This is a genomic window from Actinoplanes octamycinicus, assembly GCF_014205225.1.
Lineage (GTDB): Bacteria > Actinomycetota > Actinomycetes > Mycobacteriales > Micromonosporaceae > Actinoplanes > Actinoplanes octamycinicus.
The window spans coordinates 2,454,089-2,477,582 of sequence record NZ_JACHNB010000001.1; the positions used below are offsets into that span (position 1 = coordinate 2,454,089).

22 protein-coding genes are annotated in these 23,494 nt (G+C 72.5%); 16 read left to right on the plus strand and 6 right to left on the minus strand.

What is annotated here, in order from left to right; genetic code table 11:
- Complete coding sequence (locus BJY16_RS11020; protein ID WP_185039327.1) at positions 1-738, minus strand: response regulator transcription factor; 738 nt, start codon at positions 736-738, stop codon at positions 1-3.
- Positions 739-1,014: 276 nt separating this feature from the next.
- On the opposite strand from BJY16_RS11020, the gene BJY16_RS11025 reads away from it, so the two are divergent.
- Complete coding sequence (locus BJY16_RS11025; RefSeq protein WP_185039329.1) at positions 1,015-1,386, plus strand: tetratricopeptide repeat protein; 372 nt, start codon at positions 1,015-1,017, stop codon at positions 1,384-1,386.
- Positions 1,387-1,396: 10 nt separating this feature from the next.
- Positions 1,397-1,681, plus strand: a complete 285-nt coding sequence (locus tag BJY16_RS11030; RefSeq protein WP_185039331.1) for a Smr/MutS family protein — start codon at positions 1,397-1,399, stop codon at positions 1,679-1,681.
- 4 nt (positions 1,682-1,685) lie between these two features.
- On the opposite strand, the gene BJY16_RS11035 is transcribed toward BJY16_RS11030, so the two are convergent.
- Complete coding sequence (locus BJY16_RS11035) at positions 1,686-4,037, minus strand: M28 family peptidase (RefSeq protein ID WP_185039333.1); 2,352 nt, start codon at positions 4,035-4,037, stop codon at positions 1,686-1,688.
- A 76-nt stretch (positions 4,038-4,113) separates the two neighbouring features.
- Between BJY16_RS11035 and BJY16_RS11040 the strand changes: the two genes are divergently transcribed.
- The 10 genes from BJY16_RS11040 (at position 4,114) to BJY16_RS11085 (ending at position 14,975) form a co-directional block, all read left to right on the plus strand.
- Positions 4,114-4,470, plus strand: a complete 357-nt coding sequence (locus tag BJY16_RS11040) for a hypothetical protein (protein WP_185039336.1) — start codon at positions 4,114-4,116, stop codon at positions 4,468-4,470.
- A gap of 92 nt (positions 4,471-4,562) precedes the next feature.
- The gene (locus BJY16_RS11045) at positions 4,563-5,759 is read left to right on the plus strand and encodes a PP2C family protein-serine/threonine phosphatase (protein WP_185039338.1); all 1,197 of its coding nucleotides are present in this window, start codon (positions 4,563-4,565) and stop codon (positions 5,757-5,759) included.
- Entirely contained in the window at positions 5,756-7,357 is a 1,602-nt protein-coding gene (locus tag BJY16_RS11050; RefSeq protein ID WP_185039340.1) for a sensor histidine kinase, read from the plus strand. Before BJY16_RS11045 ends, BJY16_RS11050 begins: the two co-directional genes overlap by 4 nt.
- Positions 7,354-7,806, plus strand: coding sequence for a response regulator (locus BJY16_RS11055; protein WP_185039342.1), 453 nt, complete (start codon positions 7,354-7,356; stop codon positions 7,804-7,806). Before BJY16_RS11050 ends, BJY16_RS11055 begins: the two co-directional genes overlap by 4 nt.
- Positions 7,799-8,617: an inositol monophosphatase family protein gene (locus BJY16_RS11060; protein WP_185039344.1), complete on the plus strand. Its 819-nt coding sequence runs from the start codon at positions 7,799-7,801 to the stop codon at positions 8,615-8,617. Before BJY16_RS11055 ends, BJY16_RS11060 begins: the two co-directional genes overlap by 8 nt.
- Before the next feature lie 67 nt (positions 8,618-8,684).
- A complete protein-coding gene (locus BJY16_RS11065; protein ID WP_185039345.1) occupies positions 8,685-9,458 on the plus strand; it encodes an SDR family NAD(P)-dependent oxidoreductase in 774 nt (257 codons plus the stop codon).
- 63 nt (positions 9,459-9,521) lie between these two features.
- Positions 9,522-10,529 (plus strand): coiled-coil domain-containing protein, encoded by a 1,008-nt coding sequence (locus BJY16_RS11070; protein ID WP_373873473.1) that lies wholly within the window; start codon positions 9,522-9,524, stop codon positions 10,527-10,529.
- 108 nt (positions 10,530-10,637) lie between these two features.
- Positions 10,638-12,149, plus strand: coding sequence for a fused MFS/spermidine synthase (locus BJY16_RS11075; RefSeq protein ID WP_185039347.1), 1,512 nt, complete (start codon positions 10,638-10,640; stop codon positions 12,147-12,149).
- A 108-nt stretch (positions 12,150-12,257) separates the two neighbouring features.
- Positions 12,258-14,087: a serine/threonine-protein kinase gene (locus BJY16_RS11080; RefSeq protein ID WP_185039348.1), complete on the plus strand. Its 1,830-nt coding sequence runs from the start codon at positions 12,258-12,260 to the stop codon at positions 14,085-14,087.
- 162 nt (positions 14,088-14,249) lie between these two features.
- Positions 14,250-14,975, plus strand: a complete 726-nt coding sequence (locus BJY16_RS11085) for an SDR family NAD(P)-dependent oxidoreductase (protein ID WP_185039349.1) — start codon at positions 14,250-14,252, stop codon at positions 14,973-14,975.
- A 91-nt stretch (positions 14,976-15,066) separates the two neighbouring features.
- Here the strand turns inward: BJY16_RS11085 and BJY16_RS11090 are convergent, their stop codons facing one another.
- Positions 15,067-15,465, minus strand: a complete 399-nt coding sequence (locus BJY16_RS11090) for a hypothetical protein (RefSeq protein WP_185039350.1) — start codon at positions 15,463-15,465, stop codon at positions 15,067-15,069.
- Positions 15,466-15,778: 313 nt separating this feature from the next.
- Here BJY16_RS11090 and BJY16_RS11095 point away from each other — a divergent pair, with 313 nt between their 5' ends.
- A complete protein-coding gene (locus BJY16_RS11095; RefSeq protein WP_185046391.1) occupies positions 15,779-17,905 on the plus strand; it encodes a RecQ family ATP-dependent DNA helicase in 2,127 nt (708 codons plus the stop codon).
- Between the two features lie 337 nt (positions 17,906-18,242).
- On the opposite strand, the gene BJY16_RS11100 is transcribed toward BJY16_RS11095, so the two are convergent.
- Positions 18,243-18,698 (minus strand): GNAT family N-acetyltransferase, encoded by a 456-nt coding sequence (locus tag BJY16_RS11100; protein WP_239177845.1) that lies wholly within the window; start codon positions 18,696-18,698, stop codon positions 18,243-18,245.
- A gap of 324 nt (positions 18,699-19,022) precedes the next feature.
- Positions 19,023-20,072 (minus strand): nucleotidyl transferase AbiEii/AbiGii toxin family protein, encoded by a 1,050-nt coding sequence (locus tag BJY16_RS11105; RefSeq protein WP_203759175.1) that lies wholly within the window; start codon positions 20,070-20,072, stop codon positions 19,023-19,025.
- Positions 20,073-20,137: 65 nt separating this feature from the next.
- Between BJY16_RS11105 and BJY16_RS11110 the strand changes: the two genes are divergently transcribed.
- The 3 genes from BJY16_RS11110 (at position 20,138) to BJY16_RS11120 (ending at position 21,989) form a co-directional block, all read left to right on the plus strand.
- Positions 20,138-20,443 (plus strand): metal-sensitive transcriptional regulator, encoded by a 306-nt coding sequence (locus BJY16_RS11110; RefSeq protein ID WP_185039352.1) that lies wholly within the window; start codon positions 20,138-20,140, stop codon positions 20,441-20,443.
- 198 nt (positions 20,444-20,641) lie between these two features.
- Positions 20,642-20,854 carry a heavy-metal-associated domain-containing protein gene (locus BJY16_RS11115; RefSeq protein WP_185039353.1) on the plus strand — a complete coding sequence of 71 codons (213 nt, stop codon included), beginning with the start codon at positions 20,642-20,644 and terminating at the stop codon, positions 20,852-20,854.
- Entirely contained in the window at positions 20,847-21,989 is a 1,143-nt protein-coding gene (locus BJY16_RS11120; protein ID WP_260418275.1) for a DUF8832 domain-containing protein, read from the plus strand. The genes BJY16_RS11115 and BJY16_RS11120 overlap by 8 nt, the downstream gene beginning before the upstream one ends.
- A 266-nt stretch (positions 21,990-22,255) precedes the next feature.
- Here BJY16_RS11120 and BJY16_RS11125 read toward each other — a convergent pair whose 3' ends face one another.
- On the minus strand, positions 22,256-23,398 hold the full coding sequence (locus BJY16_RS11125) for a class I SAM-dependent methyltransferase (protein WP_185039354.1): 1,143 nt from the start codon (positions 23,396-23,398) through the stop codon (positions 22,256-22,258).
- Between the last annotated feature and the right edge of the window lie 96 nt (positions 23,399-23,494).

Here is a 23,494-nt window from a genome sequence, read left to right on the forward strand (position 1 = left end):
TCAGTCGGCCGGCTTGAGCACGTAGCCGGCGCCGCGCATGGTGTGGATCATCGGGGCGCGACCGGCGTCGATCTTCTTCCGCAAGTACGAGATGTACAGCTCCACGACGTTGGCTTGCCCGCCGAAGTCGTAGTTCCACACCCGGTCCAGGATCTGCGGCTTGCTCAGCACCCGGCGCGGGTTGCGCATCAGGTAGCGGAGCAGCTCGAACTCGGTGGCGGTCAGGGTGATCAGGTCACCGGCGCGGCGCACCTCGTGCGAGTCCTCGTCGAGCGAGAGGTCACCGACGACGAGTTGCGAGTCGGTGCGCATCGGGGCGTGCCCCATCCGGCGCATCAGCCCGCGCAGCCGGGCCACCACCTCCTCCAGGCTGAACGGCTTGGTGACGTAGTCGTCGCCGCCGGCGGTGAGCCCGGTGATCCGGTCCTCCACCGAGTCCTTGGCGGTCAGGAACAACACCGGCACCTCGGGCGACTCGCCGCGCAGCCGGCGCAGCACCTCCAGCCCGTCGATGTCGGGCAGCATCATGTCCAGGATGACGGCGTCCGGGCGGAAGTCGCGCGCGGTGCGGACCGCGGAGAGCCCGTCGCCCGCGCTCCTGACCTCCCAGCCCTCGTAGCGCAGCGCCATCGAGAGGAGCTCGGCGAGCGTCGGCTCGTCGTCCACCACGAGCACCCGCACCGGGGTGCCGTCCGGCCGCCGGAGTTCGGTGCTGGAGTCTGCGTTCGCCATCGTCATGCCCCTACTGTGCTGGGCGACGCTCTGCGCCGGCTTTCCGTTTCCTGTGTAGCAACTGTGAGACGCGTACGGTGCCGTCTTCGTCGCCGGCAGGGCAGCCGGGGCCGTCTTTTTCTTCGGCACGGCAGCCGCTTTGTCTTCGGCACGGCAGCCGCTTTGTCTTCGGCACGGCAGTCGCGCGGGATGAGCCGGGGCGGTGACTTCAGCCGCTGGAACACTCGCCGTCCGCCCGATGTTGTGCAAGCGTTGGTCAGGGCACGAGCGTGGGGAGTGCACGTGGATCTTCTCGAGGAGTACCGCAGGGCCACTTTCTTCTTCGAGTCCGGTGACCCGCTCGGCGCCGCCCGGCTGCTCGAGCCGATCGTCGAGGCCGAGCCGCAGAACACCGCGGTCCGTCAGCTGCTCGCCCGGGCCTATTTCAACTCGGCCCAGCTGAACGGGGCGGAGACGCAGCTCAGGGCACTGATCGAGCATGATCCTTCGGATCACTACGCGCACCACGTGCTCGGCCGGACCCTGGAGCGGGCCGGCCGTTTCCGTGAGGCGCTGCCGCACCTGCGGCTGGCCGCCGCGATGAAGCAGCAGCCCGATTACCAGGACGCGCTGCGCCGGGTCGAGACCTGGCTCGGCAAGAACGAGTCGGCATAAGGTCATCGCCATGAAGCTGAAGCTCGACCTGCACGACATCTTCAACAAGGGCCACGAGATCGACAAGGCCCTGCGCGGGATCATCGACGAGGCCGTCCAGAAGAAGGCGGCCCTCGTCGAGATCATCCCGGGGAAGGGCAGCGGCGCGCTGAAGAAGAAGGTGATCCGCTTCCTCGACCAGAAGGAGATCAAGCAGCTGTATCACCGGGTCGAGAAGGACGGCGACAACTGGGGCCGGCTCTTCGTGCACTTCCGCCACGAGGCCCCGGCCGGGCGGCGCGGCCGGGGTCGGTGAGCGGCTAGAAGTCGTAGGTCTTGGCGACGGCGACCATCTCGCTGCTGTGCGAGCCGAGGACGCCGACGCCGGCCGGCCGGGCGTGGAAACCGGGCATCGCGGTGACGTCGTCGCTGGCGTCCATCGCCCGCAGCTTCACCGGGCCGGTGCCGCGCAGGGTCAGCGCGACCCGCACGCCCTCCGGCGGCGGGGCGTGGAAGATGAAGCCGAAGCCCCACCCGCCGCCGGCTGCCTTGTCGACCGGGACCACCTTGCCGCCGACCGTGGCGGTGAGCACCTGGCTCGCCGCGGACACGTGCAGGGTGACGAAACGGGCCGTCCGCTGCGGTTTCACCAGCAGGGTCAGGACCCGGTCGGAGGTCTTCAGGTCGGTGGTCACGGTGACCAGCGGAGCGGGCAGGTCGGCGGGCTGCGCCGGACCGGTCCGCAACTCCTCGTCGCCGAAGGCCGGCAGGATCTCGGCGACCGCTTTCGGGTCACCGGCGACGTACTGCGAGGTCCACTCCTGGGTGCTGGCCTCGGTGCTCAGCCACTGCGCGGTGCGGGTGTCGGCATCCAGCGCGTACATCAACTGGGTGAGTGCCGGGTGCTCGGCGTCGAACCGGTCGACCACCAGGCCGGCGGCGGCGCAGACCAGGACGGTGAGCGAGGCGGCCAGCGTGGGCAGCGCGCCGCGGCGGCGGGCCCGGGCGGCGGGCAGCCCCTGCACCGGCTCGGCGGACGGGTGGATCAGGTCGATCACCGGCAGCAGCGCGAGCAGGAGCAGCACGGTCAGGAACGCGCCGGCCGCGCCCATCCCCATGCCGAGTGCCGGGAACAGCATGATCACGGTGGGCAGCAGGATCACCACGGCCACCGCGGCTCCTACCGTGATCGCGGCGGTCGCGGCCCAGCCCCGTACGAAAAGAGCCACCAGTGCGCCGAGCGCACCGGCCAGGGCCGGCAGGGTCGCCAGGTAGGCGCCGCCGGGGGTGAGCGCGGCGAGCAGCACGCCGAGCCCGGCCAGCCAGCCCCGACCGGCGACTGCCAGGGCGGCCGCGCCGAGCCGGCGGCGCAGCAGCGCGAACCAGGCGAACACCACGGCCGCGGCCAGCGCGATCACCCCGGCGCGGTAGAGACCCGGACGGTACGGATCGATCGGCAGCGCGCCGTATTCCGGCCGGATCAGGGTGAGCGCCGCCCAGAAGAGCTGGGCCAGCACCACCGAGACCACGATCGGGACCACGGTGAGCGCGCCGGCCAGGGCCAGCCGCCGCCCGGTCAGCCGGCCCCGGCGCCGGGCCAGCCAGGCCAGCGCGCCGACCGCGAGCACGGCCAGCACGGCCAGCGGCCAGACCAGCGCGCCCGGGTAACGGACCAGCAGGCCGGGCACCGGGAAGTAGGTGGCGTCGCCGAGGTCGCGCAGCTCCGACGTCAGGTCCTCGCCGCCCAGCTCACGGGCGACGGCCAGCGCGTTCGCCCCGTGGTGCTGCAGGCTGTCCCGGTCCATCGCGGAGGGCAGGTCGGTGGGCGCGTGGTAGACCGCGGCCCCGTCGATGTAGGCCGAGTTCAGCCCGGTGAACTTGGCGTCCCGGAACGCGGTGAAATCGGTGTCGTTCGGCAACCGGCGGTAGATCTCCACGGCGAACGAGGTGCCCACCGGGTAGGGCGCGTGCGCGTAGGCCTCGACCAGCTTGGCGTTGCCCGCCGAGGTCTCGAACATGATCGCCGGGCCGGAGCTGCCGCGCGCCTCCAGGTTCAGCACGACGCCGCTGTCCCGGGCCAGCGGGTGCTGCCGGACGAACGCCTCGGCGCCGCACAGGCAGGCCTCCTCGGCGTCGGTGAGCACCAGCACCACGTCGTTGCGCAGCTTGCCGCCGCTGGTCAGGGCGCGGGCGGTCTCCAGGATGGTGGCGGTGCCGGCCGCGTCGTCGTTGCCACCCGGACCGGTCTGCGCCGAGTCGTAGTGCGCGACCAGGAAGATCCGCCCGGTCGAGGCGGTGCCCGGGATCACCGTCACCACGTTGCGCACCCGGGCCAGGCCGGTGCCGCCGGCGCTGGCCGACAGCTCGCCGCCCTGCGGCGAGACGGTGTCCTGCACCTCCGGGGTCAGCCCCAGGCCGCGCAGGGTCTGCACCAGGTAGTCGCGGACCTGGTCGTTGGCCGCACTGCCGGCCGGGTGCGGCCGGGTGGCGATGCTCCGCACGTGCTGGAACGCGCGCTCCGCACTGAACTCGCCGGCCGGGGCGGAGACCGGGGCCGCCGCCGGAGGCAGGATCGAGCGGACCGCGGCGAAGCCCGCCAGGGCCAGCACGGCGAGGACGGCCAGCGCGGCGAGGCCACGCCGTGCCGGCCGGAGGAGAGCGGCGTCACGCATGGGTGACATCTAACAGCCGGGGTACGACATCCGGGTACCCGGTAGATCAATTGCAACGTGCAATAGCGTTGTCCGGGTGACTGCCTCGCTCGACCCGGCCGCCGTCATCGCGGAGTTCATCGACGCGGTGGCTCCCTACGACCCGCATCCGGGCACCCCGCCGGTGGCCCTGCTCGGGGTCCGCACCGCGCACGGTGACCAGGTGTTCCCGATGAGTGATCACCTGATCCGGGCGATGTGCCGCGCCCTGGCGTCCTATCGCGACCCGGAGGACCGCGGCGAGTGCGTCGATTGTGGCGGTCGCCACCTAGACGAGAACCTGCACTGCCGGGACTGCGGACGGTTGCACGGCATCCTGGGACAGGTGATCGCTGATCATGCCCGCCGGGTGGCCCGGTCCGACGGTGGCAACGCTCCCAGCGAGTCGGCGTGAGGGCAGGTCACGAGGTGGTGACCGGTGTTGTGCCGCCGGGCCCGGTGGTACACGATTTCCGGGTCACTGATGCGTCGAGTGGGGATTCTTAGATGATGGAGCGTTCGCTCGCGCCCCGCACGTACGCGCTCAACCAGTTGGAGCGACTGCGGATCCTGCTGGTCGAGGACGACGAGGGCGACGCCTTCCTGGTCCGTGAGCTGCTGGCCGAGGCCGAGGCGCCGTTCGAGCTGACCGTCGCCAGCAGCCTGCGCGAGGCCACCTCGCTGGTCGGCGAGGCCGAGTGCGTGCTGCTCGACCTGGGCCTGCCGGACGCCGAGGGGATCGACGGGCTGCGCAAGTTGCTGGCGGTCGCCGGCAGCGCCGCGGTGTGCGTGCTCACCGGCCGCTCCGACGAGCACCTGGGTGTCCAGGCGGTCGCCGAGGGTGCCCAGGACTACCTGGTCAAAGGCCAGGTCGACGGCGTCTGGCTGGTCCGGGCGCTGCGCTACGCGGTGGAGCGCAAACGCGCCGACGAGAACGCGCGCCGGCTGCGCGAGGTGGAGCTGCGCCAGGAGGAGTCGGCCCGCCTGGAGCGCGGCCTGCTGCCCAAGCCGCTGATGCAGACCAGCGAGGTGCTGGTCGAGACGTTCTACCGGTCCGGGCGGGCGGCCGGCCTGCTCGGCGGCGACTTCTTCGACGTGGTGCAGATCGGCGAGGACCGGCTGCACGTGATCGTCGGCGACGTCTGCGGGCACGGGGTCGACGAGGCCGCGCTCGGCGTCGAGCTCCGGGTCGCCTGGCGGGCGCTGGTCCTCGCCGGGGTCCCCGAGGAGCAGGTGCTGGCGTCACTCGAACAGGTGCTGATCACCGAGCGGCGGGCCCGGGAGGTGTTCGCCACGGTCGCCTCGGCGGTGATCGACCTGCCGGGCAACCGGGCCACGGTGCGGCTGGCCGGCCATCCGCCGCCGGTGGTGCTGAGCGCGGGCCGGGCGGCGCCGGTGCGCGCGCGTACCGGGATCGTGCTCGGGGTACGTCCTACTCCCACACCCGCTACCGAGCTGGAGTTCGACGGCGATGACTGGTCCCTGCTGATGTACACCGACGGTCTGATCGAGGGACGCACCGGCGGTGGCGACGAGCGTCTGGACGTCGACGGCCTGTGCAAGCTGCTGGACGAGCCGGACTCGCGCCAGGTCCCGCTGACCGCGCTGCCGGCCTGGCTGGTCGGCCGCGCCGACCAGGACAACGGTGGCCCGCTGACCGACGACGTGGCGATGCTGCTGATCTCCCGGGGGCGCGGGCGGTGAGCTACCTCAACGTACGATCATGGACTCTGCGTGGCCGGATCGTCGCGCTCTGCGTGGTGGTCGGCCTGATCCTGACCCTCCTCGGTGCGTTCGCCGCGGTCACCGCGGCCGCGCACAACCAGCAGCTCGACGACGTGCTGGACCGGGTCAGCCCGATGCGGGCCGCCGGCGAGGGGCTGAGCACCGCGATGGTCGACCAGGAGACCGGCATCCGGGGCTTCGCGATCACCGGGCAGGACTCCAACCTGGAGCCGTACCGTCAAGGGCTGAAGGACCAGGGTGATCAGATCGCCCGGATCGAGCGGCTGCTGCGCCCCGGCGACCGGGACATCCGGGCCACGCTGGACGAGGTCAAGACCCGGATCGACGACTGGCACCGGTCGGTGTCCGAGCCGGTCATCGAGACCGTGCGGACCGACGGCGTGAAGGCCGCGCAGGCCCGGATCGAGGCCGGCAACACCACCCAGTTCGACGAGCTGCGCGCCGCGATCAGCCGGATGCAGGAGCACATCCAGGTGCTGCGGGCGAGCACCGCGAACGCCGCGAAGAGCTCCAGCCAGACCATGGTGGCCATCGAGATCGCCGCCGCCCTGATCGTCGTGCTGGCCGGGGTGTTCCTGCTGATCCTGCTGGACCGGCTGGTCAGCCGCCCGATCATCGAGCTGGCCGGGCAGGTGCGCCAGGTGGCGGCCGGCGACTACCAGCGGCACATCGAGAGCGTGCACGGCTCGCCCGACCTGGTCGCGCTGGCCGCCGACATCGACGTGATGCGCCAGCAGATCGCCTCCGAGCTGTCCGAGGTGCGCGACGCCCGGCAGCAGGTCGAGTGGGTCAACCAGCAGCTGCAGAGCCAGGCCGAGGAGCTCACCCGGTCCAACCGGGACCTGGAGCAGTTCGCCTACGTCGCCTCGCACGACCTGCAGGAGCCGCTGCGCAAGGTGGCCAGCTTCTGCCAGCTGCTGCAGCGCCGCTACGCCGGGCAGATGGACGAGCGGGCCGACCAGTACATCGGGTTCGCGGTGGACGGCGCGCAGCGGATGCAGCGGCTGATCAACGACCTGCTGGCGTTCTCCCGGATCGGCCGGCTCACCAGCGGCTTCACCGACGTCGACCTGAACCGGGTGCTGGGCGAGGTGAAATCGCAGCTGGAGGCGCGGGCCGGCGGCGAGGCGGAGATCACCTGGGGCGCGCTGCCCACTGTGGAGGGCGAGGAGCCGCTGCTCACCACCCTCTTCGTGAACCTGATCGGCAACTCGCTGAAGTTCCGCCGGCCGGACGTGCCGCCCGAGGTGCGGATCACCGCCGAGCGGGACGGCAAGGAGTGGCGGATCAACGTGCGGGACAACGGCATCGGGATCGAGGCCGAGTTCGCCGACAAGGTTTTCGTGATCTTCCAGCGGCTGCACGCGCGCGACGCCTACGAGGGGACCGGCATCGGACTGGCCATCGTCAAGAAGATCGTCGAATACCATGGCGGACGGATCTGGCTGGACGTCGACGTCTCCCCGGGGGCGTCCATCTGGTTCACGCTCCCGGTTCTGATCGGGGCCGACGATCCGGACGAGGAGCGGGAGAGCCGAGAGGTGGTGGACGCATGAGTCTTGAACGTGACAGCGGGACTCCGATCGAGGTGTTGCTGGTCGAGGACGATCCGGGCGACGTCCTGATGACCCAGGAGGCGTTCGAGGAGCACAAGGTCCGCAACCGGCTGAACGTGGTCTCCGACGGTTCCGAGGCGTTGTCCTACCTGCGCCGCGAGGGGCAGTATGCGAACGCGGTCCGCCCCGACCTGATCCTGCTGGACCTCAACCTGCCCAAGCGGGACGGCCGCGAGGTGCTCGCCGAGATCAAGAAGGACGACGAGCTGGGCCGGATCCCGGTGGTCGTGCTCACCACCTCGTCCGCCGACGAGGACATCCTGCGCAGCTACCAGCTGCACGCCAACGCCTACGTGACCAAGCCGGTCGACTTCGAGCGGTTCATCGCGGTGATCCGCCAGATCGACGAGTTCTTCGTCAGCGTCGTGAAGTTGCCGCCGCGTGCTTGATCGAGTTTCCGACCTGATCCGTGAGGTCGCGCAGACCGTCGTGCTGCCCCGCTTCCAGCGGCTGGCCGCCGACGAGGTGCACCAGAAGAGCCCAGGTGACATGGTCACCATCGCCGACCAGGAGTCCGAGCGGGCGCTGACCCGCGGCCTGACCGCGCTGCTGCCCGGCTCGGTGGTGGTCGGCGAGGAGGCGGTCGCGGCCGATCCGTCCGTGCGGGACCGGATCGGCGCCGGCGGCGCGGTCTGGATCGTCGACCCGGTCGACGGCACCAACAACTTCGCCGCCGGGCTGACCCCGTTCTGCGTGATGGTGGCCCTGGTCCGGGACGGCGTCACGACCGCGTCCTGGATCCTCGACGTGGTCGAGGACCGGCTCACCCTGGCCGAGGCGGGCTCCGGCGCGTTCCGCGACGGGGTGCGGCTGAAGACCCGCGCCGACGCGCCGGTCGCCGGCGACCTGCACGGGGTGATCTCCCGGAAGTACTTCCCGGACGACTTCCGCGACCAGGTCGACGCGCACGCGGACCAGCTCGGCGGTTACACCAACGGCCGGCACTGCGCCGGTTACGAGTACCCGGCGATCGCCACCGACCGGCAGCAGTTCGCCATGTTCTGGCGGATCCTGCCGTGGGACCACGCGCCCGGCACGCTGATCGTGCGCGAGTCCGGCGGCGTGGCCCGGCACCTGGACGGCGCCGAGTACCTGCCGACCAACCAGCGTCGCGGGCTGCTGGTGGCGGCGAACGAGGAGATCTGGCAGACCGTGCACGGCACCCTCTTCCCGGACGGATCGCCCACGATCGAGGACTGACCGGTGGGGCCGTGTCGGATCTCACAGTGCGATCCGATCCGGTCATCCGGCGTTTTACCGTGCGGGTATGACGTCGTACCTCGATGAGCTCTTCGGGTTGACCGGCCGGACCGCGGTGGTGACCGGCGGCAGTTCCGGGATCGGCCGCGAGATCGCCCTCGGCCTGGGCCGCGCCGGAGCCCGCGTGGTGCTGGTCGCCCGGCGGCCGGAGCCGCTCGCCGAGGTGGTCGCCGAGCTGGAGAAAATCGGCGCCGAGGCGGGCGCGGTCACCGCTGATCTGGCGGACCGCGGCGCGGTCCGGGAGGCCATCGCCGAGATCACTTCCCGGTACGGCGAACCGGACGTCCTGGTCAACTCGGCCGGAGTGAACCTGCGCCCGCCGCTCGGCGAGCTCACCGACGACGTCTGGGATCTCACCCTGGCCGCGAACCTCACCGCCCCGTTCCTGCTCGGGCAGGCCTTCGGGCCGGCGATGACCCGGCGCGGCTGGGGCCGGATCATCAACCTGGTCTCCCAGCAGGCGTTCCGTGCCTACGGCAACAGCGGCGCCTACGGAGCGGCCAAGGCCGGCCTGGTCGGGCTGACCCGGTCGCAGGCCGAGGCCTGGTCGCCGCACGGGGTCTGCTGCAACGCGATCGCCCCCGGGGTGGTGCACACCCCGCTCACCGAGGCGGTCTTCGCCGATCCCACGAAAGTGGCGGCGCACGCCGCTCGTACCATGATCGGCCGGAACGGGCTGCCCGAGGATTTCGTCGGTTGTGCCGTTTTTCTGGCGAGCGGCGCGAGTCAAGCGGTGACCGGACAGACACTCTTCGTCGACGGTGGATATTCGGCGACCTGATCGATCTCCCTTCCGCCAGGTCCGGCACGGTAAAGTACCCGCGCTCCCGACTTGGAGGTTTTCGTGGCGGCCATCTCCCCGCGCCGGTGCACCGCCCTGCTCGCTCTTCTCGCTGCCGCGATCATGGCGATCGTCGTCGTGCCCGGCAGGCCGGCTCTCGCCGACCCGGAGGGCGGGTCGAAGAAGCTGCGGGCCAACCTGGAGGCCGCCGCCAAGGGTTACGACCAGGCGAAGACGAAGCTGGCCGCGTCCAAGAAACGGCAGATCCAGCTGGCCGCCACGCTGAAGACCGCCCAGGCGCGCTCCGAGGCGCTGACCAAGCGGATGTCCGCGGTGGCCAGCCGGTCCTACCAGATGGGCCGGATCAGCACCGTGATGCTGCTGCTGAACAGCAACTCGCCGGACAAGTTCGTGGAGCGGGTGCAGGGCCTGGACATGCTGGCCCAGGTGGACAGCAGCGTCCTCGCCGACTACCGGGACGACATCGCCACCATCACGAAGGCCCAGGCCGCGCTGAACGCCGAGATCATCGAGCAGAAGCGTCAGGTCACCGTGATGGAGCGGAAGAAGAAGCAGGCCGAGATCGCGCTGGCCGAGGTCGGTGGCGGCTCGGCCGGTGGCTTCATCGACGCGAACTCGCCGGCCGCCGCCCCGGCGCCGCGGAACTCGGACGGCTCGTGGCCCAAGGAGTCCTGCACGATCAAGGACCCGACGTCGTCCGGCTGCCTCACGCCGCGGACGCTGCACGCCTACAACGAGGCCCGCGCCGACGGCTTCAAGCACTACACGGTCTGCTGGAGCCAGCGGTCCTCCGGCGAGCACCCCAAGGGCCGGGCCTGCGACTTCTCGTCCAACGCGAGCACCTTCAAGACCTCGGCCGCGACCGGCAGCGACAAGGCGTACGGCGACAGCCTGGCCGCCTACTTCGTGAAGAACGCCGACAAGCTGGGCGTGATGTACGTGATCTGGTATCGCCAGATCTGGATGCCGAGCACCGGCTGGCGGGCCTACAGCGCGACCGGTGACGCGGCCGCGGTGCACACCAACCACGTGCACCTCTCCATGCTCTGACGCCGCGCCACCATACTGTCGCGCCGCGCCTCCGTGCTCTGGCGCCGCGCCTCCCTGCTGTCGCGCCGCGCCTCCGTGCACTCGCGCCGCGCCGGGTAACATCCGGCGGTGGAGACCGCGCCGCCTCGCGCCCTGCCCTCGGCCCTCGCCGCCGCCCTGGCCTTCGGCGCCAGCGGCGCCGTCCTGGTCCTGGAGATCGTCGCGCTGCGCCTGGTCGGGCCGTACGTCGGCGTCACCCTCCAGGTCAGCAGCTCGGTGATCGGCATCTCGCTGGCCGCCATCGCCTACGGCGCCTGGCTGGGCGGCCGCCTCGCCGACCAGTACGACCCGCGGATGCTGCTCGCCCCGGCCCTGATTCTCGGCGCCATCGGCACCGCGGTGACCCTGCCGCTGGTCCGCTGGGGTGGCGAACTGCTGCGCGGCGGCGCCGCCCCGGCCGTGCTGCTGCTCGCCGCGCTGGCCGTCTTCCTGCCCGCCTTCGTCCTCTCCGCGATCCCGCCGATGGTGGTGAAACTCCAGCTCAGCAGCCTGCGCGAGGCCGGCACCGTGGTCGGCCGGCTGTCCAGTATCGGCACCCTGGGCGCGATCACCGCGACGCTGGGCACCGGCTTCGTCTTCGTCGCCGCGATGCCGAGCAGCGCGATCATCCTGAGCCTGGCCGCGCTGCTGGCGCTCGCCGGGCTGGTCCTGGGCTGGTGGCTGCGCCGCGACGAGACCCACCCGGACCTGCCCGGCTCGCCCCGGTTCCGGGCCATGCTGGCCACCGTCGGGCTGCTCGGCGCCGGGATGGGCGCGATCTCGCCGACCCCGTGCGACCTGGAGACGGCCTACCACTGCGCCCGGGTGGAGCCGGATCCGGACCGTCCCGGCGGCCGCACCCTGATGCTGAACTCGGCCCCGCACTCGTACGTCGACCTGGACGACCCCCGCCACCTGGAGTTCGAGTACGTCCAGTGGATCGGCGCGGTCGCCGACGTGGTCCGGCCGGCCGGCGCCCCGATCGACGCCCTGCACATCGGCGGCGGCGGCTTCACCGTGCCGAACTACCTGCGCGCCACCCGCCCGGGCAGCGACCAGCTGGTCCTGGAGCTCGACGGCGAGCTGGTCGAGCTGGACCGGCGCAAGCTCGGCCTGGTCACCGGCCCGGATCTGCGGGTCCGGGTGGGCGACGCCCGGGTCGGCGTGACCGAGCGCCCGGCGGCCGCCTACGACCTGGTGGTCGGCGACGCCTTCGGCCACCAGGTGGTGCCGTGGCACCTGGCCACCCGGGAGATGGCCGGCGAGATCTCGCGCACCCTGCGGGCGGACGGCATCTACGCGCAGAACGTGATCGACTACCCGCCGGACCGCTTCATCCGGGCCGAGATGGCGACCGTCACCGCCGCTTTCCCGCACGTCGCCCTGATCGCGCCGGCCGACGCGCTGGCCGGCGAGGTCGGCTCGAACTTCGTCATCGTGGCGTCGCGCAGCCCGCTGCCGCTGGCCGCGATCGGCGCCGGGCTGGCCCGGATCGAGGAGCCGGTCCGGCTGCTCTCCGGCGCCGAGCTGACCGAGTACGTGGCCGGCGCCCGGGTGCTGACCGACGATTACGCGCCGACGGACCAGCTGCTCCCGTCCTGAGCCCGGCTCCGCGGAGTTATCGGCCGGTTTGGGCGGTCCGGCCGGGGAATCCGCGCGGGTTTTGGTGTGCGGCAACGGTGGGTGAGCCGCTCGGGCGAGAATCGGCGCATGGGGCGTACGGAGCGAAACGGTCACTCGGGATCGCTTCGTGTCGCCGGGCGGTACCGCCTGGTCGAGAAGCTCGGCACCGGCGGGATGTCGGTGGTCTGGCGTGGTTACGACGAGACCCTGGGCCGCGAGGTGGCGGTCAAGGTGCTCTCCCCACAGCTGGCCGAGGACCGCACGTTCCGGGACCGGCTCCGGCAGGAGGCGCTGGCCGCAGCCCGGCTCTGCCATCCGCACATCACCGGGGTCTACGACTTCGGTGAGGCGCTGCTCGCCGACCAGCAGCTGACCGTCCCGTACGTGGTGATGGAGCTGAACGACGGCGAGTCGGTCGGCGCCCGGATCGGCCGGCAGGGCTCGCTGGACTGGCGTGAGGCGGTGATGGTCTGCGCCGAGGTGGCCTCCGCGCTGGCCACCGCGCACGCCCGCGGCGTCGTGCACCGCGACGTGACCCCGGCCAACGTGATGCTCACCGGAGCCGGCGCGAAAGTGGTCGACTTCGGCATCTCCGCGGTGGTCGGCCAGCGCGACGCCGGCCCGGACGGCAGCCTGCTCGGCACCCCCGCCTACCTGGCCCCGGAACGGCTGGCCGGCGCCCAGGTCTCCGCGGCCACCGACGTCTACGCGCTCGGCCTGCTCCTCTATCGCGCCCTGACCGGCCGGATGCCCTGGCCGGCGGAGAGCACCGCGGAAGCCCTGCGCGCCCACCTTTACGCCGACCCGGACCCGGTCCCGGAACTGCCCGGCATGCCCGCCGCGGTCGCCGACCTGTGCCTGCGCTGCCTGGCCAAGGACCCGGCGGACCGGCCGCCCTCGGCGGAGCTGGCCCGGGCGCTGGCGGCCACCGTCGGGGTCCGCCCGATCATCCCGCCGCTGCGCCCGGGGGAGCTGTCCTCGGTCCCGCTCGGTCCGGCCGCGGTCCCGTCCGGTGCGGCGACGGCCCCGGTCCCGCCCGGTGCGGCGGAGCGCTCGCCCGCCCCGGCCGCCCGCGGGGTGGTGCCCGCCCCGCCCGCTCCCGAGGGCAAGAGCCGGCTGGCCAGCACCCAGGTGCTCAAGTTGCGGCTCCGGGCCGGCCTCCGGATCGGCGCCGCGCTCCGGCTGGGCCGGGTGCGCGCGCTGGGCGGTGGCGTCTTCGTCGGCAACCGGCTGCGCCGCTGCCGCCCGGCGGCGGCGAGCAACCGGCTGTCGGCGGTCGCCGCGCTGGCCAGCGTGCTGCTGCTGGCCGGCAGCGCGCTCAGCTGGTCGGCCCGGCGGGAAGCCGCCGACGCCGGTCGGTCCAGCGCCTCCGCGGCCGGCCCGGCACCCGGCGGTGGCACCGTGCAACGGGTCCGGTGCGCGGTCCGTTACCAGGTGAAACGCGACTCCGGCGACACCTTCGAAGCGCGACTGACTGTGCAGACCACCGGCGGACCGGACGGCTGGCGGGTGGACTTCAGCTTCCCCGGCGGCCAGCGGCTGGCCGGGACGCCGAAAGCGGTCACCCAGCACGGCCGGCACGTCATGATCCACGGACAGGGCCGCAGCCGGGTGCTCACCCTGCGCGGCGGTTACCGGCAGCGCAATCCGCTGCCGCTCAGCTTCGCCATGAACGGGCACCCGTGCCGTGTCGAGGTGCTGGGCAGCGTCAGCGAGCCGGCGCCGGTCGAGGATGACTCGGTGAGCGCGGCCTCGGCCGAGGACCGTCCCGGGCCGGAGCAGACGATCCGCAAGCGCAAGCGCCCACCGGCCCGGCACGGCGGCAGCCCGCGCAAGCAGACCCCGCCACCGCCGCCGGCCGCGCGCACCCCGGCGCCGCCGGCCAAGCGCAGCGGCGGTTTCTCCCTCGCGCTCTGACCGAACCCGCCGGCCGGGCGCGGCCGCTACCTCGCGCTCTGACCGAACCCGCCGGCCGGGCGCGGCCGCTGCCTCGCGCTCTGAGCGCACTGCCCGGCCGGGCTCGGTTTCTCCCTCGCGCTCTGACCGAACCGCCCGCCCGGGGTCGATAGGGTCGAGTCCATGACAAGACTGGCAGTGGTCACTGGTGGCGGCACCGGAATCGGCCGGGCGACGGCCGGCATGCTCGCGGGCGAGGGCTATGACGTGATCATCGTGGGCCGGCGCCCCGAGGTGCTCGCCGACGCGGTGAAGTGGATCGGACCGCAGGCGTCGGCGGTCACCGCGGACGCCGCCGACCCGGCGCAGATCCCCGCGGTGGTCGACGCGGTGGCCGGCCGCACGGTGGACGTGCTGGTCAACAACGCCGGCGCCTTCGTGTCCGGCGACGAGAGCACCCTGGACGGGGTGGCCGCGCGCTGGCGGGCGAACCTGGACTCCAACGTGCTCACCGCCGTCCTGATGACCACCGCGCTGCTGCCGCTGCTCCGCCGCCCGGGCGGGAAGATCATCCTGACCAGCTCGATCGCGGCGCAGCGGGGCGGTGGCGGGCCCTACTCCGCAGCCAAGGCCGCCCTGCACGGATACGTGCTGGACCTGGCCACCAAGCTCGGCGCGGAGGGGATCACGGCGAACGTGATCTCGCCCGGCTACATCACCGACAGCGAGTTCTTCGACGGCCGGATGACGCCGGAGGGGCATGCCTCCCGGGTGAACGCGTCGCTGGTCAAGCGGGCCGGCGAGCCGTCCGAGATCGCCGAGGCGGTGCGCTGGCTGACTGGTCCGGGCGGTGGCTTCGTCACCGGCCAGATCATCAACGTCAACGGCGGGACCGTGCTGGGTCGCTGACCCTTCTCCGGTACGCCCCGGTGGCCGGCTCGACCGGCCGCCGGGGCGGGGCACGGGAGTCATCGGCTGGTCCCGCCGCGGGCCGGCCCGGTCATTGGCTGCCGCCGGTGAAACGGCCCTCGTCCGGACGGTTCGGCCGGAACCGCAGGCCGGACCAGCGGTCGTCGATCGCGACCTGGCCGCACGGGCGCATGTCGAAATCGGCCACGATGGGCCAGAGTGTGTCCCGGTTGATGTCCGCCTCGTTCCCCTTGGGATAGGCGATCCAGAAGGCGCCCGGCTTGTCCAGGTCACCACGGTGCTCGGTGAGCTGCTCGCGCACGCTGGCGGCGTCCTCGGCGAAGAGCACGGCGGTGCCGGCGGTGGCCAGCGTCCCGGTCTCCCGCACGCCCTCCGGCATCGGGGTGAGCAGCGGCAGACGGGCCGGCTGGTTGAGCCAGACGGTGGAGTTCGGCTTGATCAACAGCTTCTCGGCGATCGTTTTGCTCATGTGCTGAGACTTCCATTCGGGAGTGGGTCCGGGTCGGGTTTGCGGTGAAGCCAGCCGCCCGGCGGCTGGCTTCACCCCGTCGCCCGGCGCTGGTGGGGGCCGGGCTCCGTCGCCCCGATCGCCGGGTCGGAGCCGTCGTCTCGGCCGGTCTGCTGTCCGCATGACGTCCTCCTGCCGCTGGCTTCGGATGCCCCCGCAGCTTGGCTCGGATCGCCCGGGATTTCTGGCGGCCTGTGGACAACGGCGGAATGTGGATAACTCCGGTTCTGTCGGTGGTGGCTGATAGACATGCCGGGTGACCGAGACGACGCGAATGACGGCCGGAGCGGCCGAGCGGGCGAGTGTGCGGGAGCGCGCCGAGGAGGTGCTGCGCCGGCTCGCCGGCGAGCACGCGAGACTGCGTGAGGACCAGTGGCGTGCCATCGAGGCGCTCACCGTCGACCGCCGGCGGGTGCTCTGCGTGCAGCGCACCGGGTGGGGCAAGTCGGCGGTCTACTTCGTGGCCACCGCCCTGCTGCGGGCGGGCGGTTCGACCGGCCCCACGGTGATCGTGTCCCCGCTGCTCGCCCTGATGCGCAATCAGGTGGACGCGGCGGCCCGGGCCGGCATCCGGGCCCGCACCATCAACTCGGCGAACCTCGACGAGTGGTCCGAGATCGAGCAGGAGATCCGGGCCGGGTCCGTCGACGTGCTGCTGATCAGCCCGGAGCGGCTGAACAACCCCGACTTCCGGGACAACGTGCTGCCCGGCCTGGCGCACAGCACCGGCCTGCTGGTGGTCGACGAGGCGCACTGCGTCTCCGACTGGGGCCACGACTTCCGGCCGGACTATCGGCGTCTGCGCACCTTCCTGGGTGGACTGCCGGCCAGCACCCCGGTGCTCGCCACCACCGCGACGGCGAACGCGCGGGTCACCGCCGACGTCGCCGATCAGCTCGGCGACGCGCTGGTGCTGCGCGGTCCGCTCGATCGGGACTCGCTGCGTCTCGCGGTGCTCCGGCTGCCCGACCCGGCACACCGGCTGGCCTGGCTGGCCGATCACCTGGAGCGGCTGCCCGGGTCCGGCATCATCTACACGCTGACCGTGGCCGGGGCCACCGAGACCGCTGACTTCCTGCGCTCGCGCGGGTTCCCGGTCGCGTCGTACACCGGTCAGGTGGAGGACGCCGAGCGCCGCGTCGCCGAGCAGGACCTGCTGGACAACAAGATCAAGGCGCTGGTGGCGACGTCCGCGCTCGGCATGGGCTTCGACAAGCCGGACCTGGGGTTCGTCGTGCACCTGGGCGCGCCGAATTCACCGATCGCCTACTACCAGCAGGTCGGCCGGGCCGGCCGGGCCGTCGAGCACGCCGAGGTGGTGCTCCTGCCCGGCCCGGAGGATGCGGCGATCTGGCGCTATTTCGCCTCCCTGGCCTTCCCGCCGGAGGACCAGGTGCGGGCGGTGCTGGCTCAGCTCTCCGCCGACCGGCCGCTCTCCACCCAGGCCCTGGAGCCGCTGGTCGACCTGCGGCGCAACCGTCTGGAGCTGATGCTCAAGGTGCTCGACGTGGACGGCGCGGTGCGCCGCACCCGCGGTGGCTGGCTCGCCACCGGCGAGCCGTGGACCTATGACACCGCCCGGTTGCGGCGGGTCGCCGAGGCTCGCGAGACCGAGCAGCAAACCATGCTGGAGTACGCGACGACCCCCGCCTGCCGGATGGAGTTCCTCCGCCGGTGCCTCGACGACCCGGAGGCGGCACCGTGCGGCCGGTGTGACAACTGTGCCGGTCCGCTCTTCGACGCCGACGTGTCGTCCGGTTCGCTGGCCGCCGCCGAGGCGTTCCTCGGGCGGCCCGGGGTGGAGATCGCGCCGAAGAAGATGTGGCCCACCGGGATGTCCGCGGTCGGCATCTCGCTGAAAGGCCGGATCGCCCCGGCCGAGCAGATCGAGCCCGGCCGGGCCGTCGGGCGCCTCTCCGACCTGGGCTGGGGCGCGCGGCTGCGCGGCGTGGTCGGGCCGGATGCACCGGACGCGCCGATCCCCGCCGACCTGGGCGCCGCGGTGGTCGAGGTGCTCAAGGCGTGGGCGCGTGGCGAGGACGCCTGGGCCCAGCGCCCGGTCGCCGTCGTGGCCGTGCCCTCACAGCGTCATCCACAGCTTGTCCACAGCCTCGCCGAGCACATCGCGACGGTCGGCCGGCTGCCGCTGCTCGGCGCGCTGACCGCTTCCCGATCCGGCGCGGACACCTTCCGTGGGAACAGCGCGCAGCGGGTCCGAGCCCTGCACGACGCCTTCACCGTCTCCGCTGACGTGGCCGCGGGCCTGGCCGCCCGCCCCGGCCCGCTGCTCCTGGTCGACGACCTGGTCGACTCCGGCTGGACGATGGCCCTGGCCGGCCGCGCCCTCCGCCGGGCCGGCGCCGAAGCCATCCTGCCCTTGTCCCTCGCCGTGGCCGGCTGACCCGCGCGCCCGCGCGCGGATCAGGCGCGCTCCCGCGGATCAGGCGCGGCTCCGGGTGCGAGGCGTGCCTGCGGGATCAGGCCCGGCTAAGGGGGGCCAGGCGTCCCGCATGGGTCAGGCGCGCCCGCGCAGATCAGGCGCGGCTGCGGGGGTCAGGCGCGCCCGCGCGGATCAGGCCCTGCTGCGGGTGCGAGGCGTGCCCACGGGATCAGGCCCGGCTACGGGGGCCAGGCGTTCCGCGGGGAGCAGACGTGGCCGCGAGGGTCAGGCAGACTCGCGGGGCGGGCGCGGCCGCAAAGGTCAGGCGGACCTGCGGGATTAGGCGCGGCCGCGAGGGTCAGGCGCGGCCGAGAATGGCGTTTCGGGTCGGGCGGCGGTCGCGTTCCATGTAGCGGTCCGGGCCTTCGAGCGGGGTGAAGCCGGAGCGGCGGTAGACCTCGTGGGCGTCGCGGGTGGCCAGCAGCAGGCGGAGGACGCCGCGGGCGGTCATGTCCTCGACGATGGTGTCGACGAGCCAGCCGCCCAGGCCGCGGCCGCGGTGGGCCTCGTCGACGAAGACGTCACAGATCCAGGCGAAGGTGGCGCCGTCGGTGACGGCCCGGGCGAAGGCGACCTGCTCGTCGCCGGCGAAGACCGAGTACGGCACGGAGCCGGTGATCGAGCGGCTGACCAGTTCGTGCGATCGGCCGGTGGCCCAATAGGACTCGTCGGCCAGCCAGCGGTGCACGCGATCGACGTCGATCCGGGTCGCGTCGTCGGTCAGGGTGTAGCCGTTGCGCTCGCGGTCTGTCACGGGTGACTCCTTCGCCGTTCCGGGTGGCGACGGCATCGTGCCACGGGTGCTGCTCCGGCCCGCCAACCTTTTCCCACCGCTTGGCGAGGAGGACCACGCCGAAACGACCGGCCCAGTGGTGCCGGCGAAGTGACGCCGATGGTTTCCAGGTACTGGTGAAAGGCGGTGAGGGAGGAGCTGTGAGGGGAGGCGGCGTAAAGGGTGGACCTGCTCCGGCGAAGTGACGCCGCATGGTTGCCAGCCACTGGTGAGAGGCGGCGGGGGAGGAGCTGTCAGGCGAGGGAGGAGCTGTCAGGGGAGGCGGCGTAAAGGGGCGGACCTGCTCTAGGGGGAGAGGTGGGGCAGGGCGGTGGCCAGGCGGTCGAGCCAGGGCGCTGGGCCGCCGGGCAGCGAGCCGTCGATCTTCCAGGCTCGGACGGCGGCGGGAGTCAGGACGGCTCGGGGCGGAGCCGGAGTGGGCCCGGATCCGAGGTCAGCTGGACGGAATGCGGGGCCCGAGGGAACCGGAGGAGGTGCGGGTACGGGGCCAGCGGCCGGGACAGTGGTGGCCAGACGGTGTAGGCGGGGTGGGAGGCGCAGGGCGGGGAGCTCGGCGAGCAGGACGGCGTCGTAAAGGTCCTTGGCGGCGGAGACACCCTGGTCGACCTGGTCAGCGGTGAGCCAGTGCAGTTTCCAGGCCAGGGACAGCTCGGGGCCGGGGGTGAACACGGCGACCGGAGCGCGGCCCTCGGCCCGGGGAACCACGGTCAGGCGCGGCCGGGCCGGGACCGGCTCGTCCCAGGCGACGTCGAGCTGCACCTTGCCGATCTCGAAGTCCGGTGCGCTCCAGGGGATCCGCAGGCGGGTGCGGCGACCACGGATCGGGCCCATGTCCGCATACTCGTCGTCGTCGGAATAGTCCGTATAGTCGGTCTCCTCCTCGTCGTCGATCTCGGCCACGTGCAGCACGACGCCCTCCGGGGTCCACGGATCGGCCCGGATCAGGTCCAGCACGAACTCATGCGACGGACTGGTGGCGTTCAGATCGGCCACGGTCATCCAGTGCAGGCCCTCGGGTGGCAGCCGCGGACACTGGCCGCCGGTCTCGAACTCCTCGAAGGTCCAGATCTCGTTGCGCGCGCCGCCGTGCACCGCCTCCGGCCAGTGCTGCGCCGGGTCGATGCGCTCCACGAAGGGCCACGGCGCGAGATCGTCCGGCGCGGCCAAGGGCGGGTGCAGCATCACGAGATCCAGGTCGCCGGGTGGCCGGGCCCGGTCACCGACCCAGGCCGGCATCGCCATGCTGCCGCGCAGCATCAGGGAGTCGGCCCACGGCGACTCGGCGATCAGCCGCAGGACGTGGTCGAGCGCCGACCGGTGCGGGTCCATCCCCATGGTGGCGGACCCTAACGCCCGGGTACGACAGTTCGTGCATACCGGCGGGGGGTATGCTGGAGGGCATGTCCGAGGACTCGACTTCGCCGCACGGGCCGCACGGCTACTCCGGGGACAAGGCGGCCCTGCTCAGCCGCCTGCGCCGGATCGAGGGGCAGGTTCGTGGCCTGCAGCGGATGGTCGACGAGGATACGTATTGCATCGACGTCCTGACCCAGATCTCGGCGGCGAAAAGCGCGCTGCAGGCGGTCGCGGTCGGCCTGCTGGAGGACCACCTGGCCCACTGCGTGGTGGACGCGGCCCGGGCCGGCGACCCCTCGGCCAAGGTCAAAGAGGCTTCCGACGCGATCGCCCGCTTGATCAAGTCCTGAGGGGAAGCGGTCCGGCGGAGCCGGAGGGCTGCGGTCCGGAGAAGCCGAAGGACTGCGGTCCGGAGAAGCCGAAGGACTGCGGTCCGGAGGAGCCGGAGGGCTGCGGTCCGGAGGAGCCGGAGGGCTGGAAAGAAACGGGAACCGGAACGCTCCGGGAAGCGACATAACTGTCAGAGCAACAGAGCGAAAGGCTTCATCATGGCTGTGACCAGCACCTACACCGTCAAGGGCATGACCTGCTCGCACTGTGTCAACGCGGTGACCGAGGAACTCTCGGCTCTCCCGGGCGTCGCCGGCGTGCAGGTCGATCTCGGCTCCGGCGGGGTGACGGTGACCAGTGAGGCGCCGCTCAGCCAGGACGCGGTCCGCGCCGCTGTCGACGAGGCCGGCTACGAGCTCGCGGATGCCTGACCAACCCCGCAAAGCCGAGGCCGCCCCGGACGAGCGACCGGAGAAGAACGAGCAGCTCGAAGAGAACGAGCGACCGGAGAAGAACCGGCAGCTCGAAGAGAACGAGCGACCGGAGAAGAACGAGCAGCCCGAAGAGAACGAGCAGCCCGAAAAGGCAAAAGCCAAGACCAAACCCAAGTGGGTCCTGGACGTCACCGCCGAACCCGAGGACCAGGACGACACACCAGCGCCCAAGGGCAACGAGGGCTTCCGCTTCGCCGCCTTCGGCGCCCTGCTGGTCGTGGTCCTCTTCGCCGGCTACGGCCTGGGCCGCCTCAACAACGGCACCTCGGCAAGCCCCCCGGCCACCCCGGCAGCCACCGGCAGCGCCGCCCCCGCCGCGGTCAACGAGAACATGCCGCACACCCACGGCGCCGCCGGAAGCGGCCTGACCAGCACCGCCGGCGCCGCGGTCGGCGGCCTCTCGCTCAGCTCCGACGGCCTCACCCTGCACCCGGACGCCACCTCGTTCCGGGCCGGGACGAAGCAGCGGCTCAGCTTCACCGTCGACGCCCCCGGCGGCGCCCCGGTCACCTCGTACGCGATCGTCCACGACAAGCCCCTGCACCTGATCGTGCTCCGCCGCGACCTCACCGGTTTCCAGCACCTGCACCCGGCGATGGCGGCCGACGGCACCTGGAGCCTCGACCTGACCCTGGCCGAGCCGGGCGTCTACCGGATGATCGCCGACTTCACCGCCCTGGTCGGCGGCCGGCAGATCGCCACCACGCTGGGCGCCGATCTCACCGTGGCCGGTGATTACCGCCCGGTGCCGCTGCCCGCCGCGGATCGGACCGTCACCACCGACGGGCTCACCGTCAGCTACGCCGGCACCCCCGGCACCCAGGCCGTCCAGCCGCTGCTGATGACCGTGACCGGCGGCGCCGTCGAGCCCTACCTCGGCGCCTACGGCCACCTCGTGGTGGTCCGCCAGGGCGATCTCGCCTACGTGCACGTCCACCCGGAGCAGCAGCTGGTGGACGGCAAGGTGAAGTTCTGGATCACCGCGCCCAGCCCGGGCGACTACCGGATGTTCTTCGACTTCCAGGTCGCCGGGCGAGTGCACACCGCGGCGTGGACCTTGCGGGTCGGCTGAGCCGCGCGGGTGCAGACCGCGGCGTGGACCCCTGCGGGCCGGCTGAGCCGCGCGGGTGCAGACCGCGGCGTGGACCCCTGCGGGCCGGCTGAGCCGCGCGGGTGCAGACCGCGGCGTGGACCCCTGCGGGCCGGCTGAGCCGCGCGGGTGCAGACCGCGGCGTGGACCCCTGCGGGCCGGCTGAGCCGCGCGGGTGCAGACCGCGGCGTGGACCCCTGCGGGCCGGCTGAGCCGCGCGGGTGCACACCGCGCCGTGCACCCGCGGATCAGCTGAGCATCACCGCGAGTGCCGGTTTCACCTGCCACTGCTCGATCAGCGCGGAGTACTCGGCGCGCTGGTCGGCGGTGGCCGGGGCGCCGGTCCGCCGGGCGCGGAGCAGCAGGTTGCGCGGGGTGTGCGCGGAGTCGATGAACTCGACCACGTCGACCCGGTACCCGTGCTGGCGCAGCAGGCCGGCCCGCAGCGAGTCGGTGAGCACGTCGGCGAAGCGCTCGCGGAGGATCGCGTGCCGGGTGAACTCCCCGTACGGCGTCGGCGACGCACCACCCTTGAGCTGGGCGGCGATGTCGTGGTGGCAGCACGGCGCGGCCAGCACCCAGCGCGCCTCCCACCGCACCGCGCGGGCCAGCGCCTGGTCGGTCGCGGTGTCGCAGGCGTGCAGGGCGAGCACCAGGTCCGGCGTGAACGGCACCTCGGCCGCCTCGATGGTGCCGGCCACGAAGGTGACGTCGGCGGCGCAGCCCAGCCGCTCGGCGACGGCGCTGTTGCGTACCCTCTGGTCCTCGCGGACATCGACCCCGACGACCTGGACCGACACGCCGCGCCCGGCCAGATAGCGGTAGGCGGCGAAGGTCAGATAAGCGTTTCCGCAGCCCAGGTCGACGACGCGGAGCGGCGTCGGCAGCTCCTCGGGCAGCGTCGCGGCGAGCGCGCGCAGGAACGCGTCGATCTGCCGGCGCTTGGCGGCGGTACCCCCGATCACGTCGAAGAGCGGGTCGCCCGGATCGAGCAGCCACTGCTTGGCCCGGTCGTGCTGTTGCGCGGCGGGCGGCGCGGTGGTCACCGGCGCGGACCGGTGCAACTGCGCGTCACCCTTCTTGGTGATCCGCACCTGGACGGTGGCCGCGGTGGTCTCCACGTGCCAGTTCCCGAACGGCTCGGCGAGCAGCTCGTCGACCGCGGCGGCGGCCTCGTCGCCGGGCGACACGTTCCGGGTGAAGGGCCGGGCGCCGTCGTCGGTGACGATCTGCAGTCTCGGACCGCTCTTGAGAGTGACCGGGCGGATCTGGGCCCGGGTCACCGAGGGGGTCTGGCCGCGGCGCCGCCCGGCGGCGACGGCCCGGGTCAGCCCGGGAGCGAGGAGGAGTTCGCGCACCTCGGCGAGCGCTTGATCGAGCGGTTGTGGCATAACACCATTCTGCCCGCAGGCCGGGATGCCCCTGAGGGGCTGTGGACAACCCTGTGCACCGCTAGGTTGATCCGGGGACGGAGGGAGGGAAGGTCC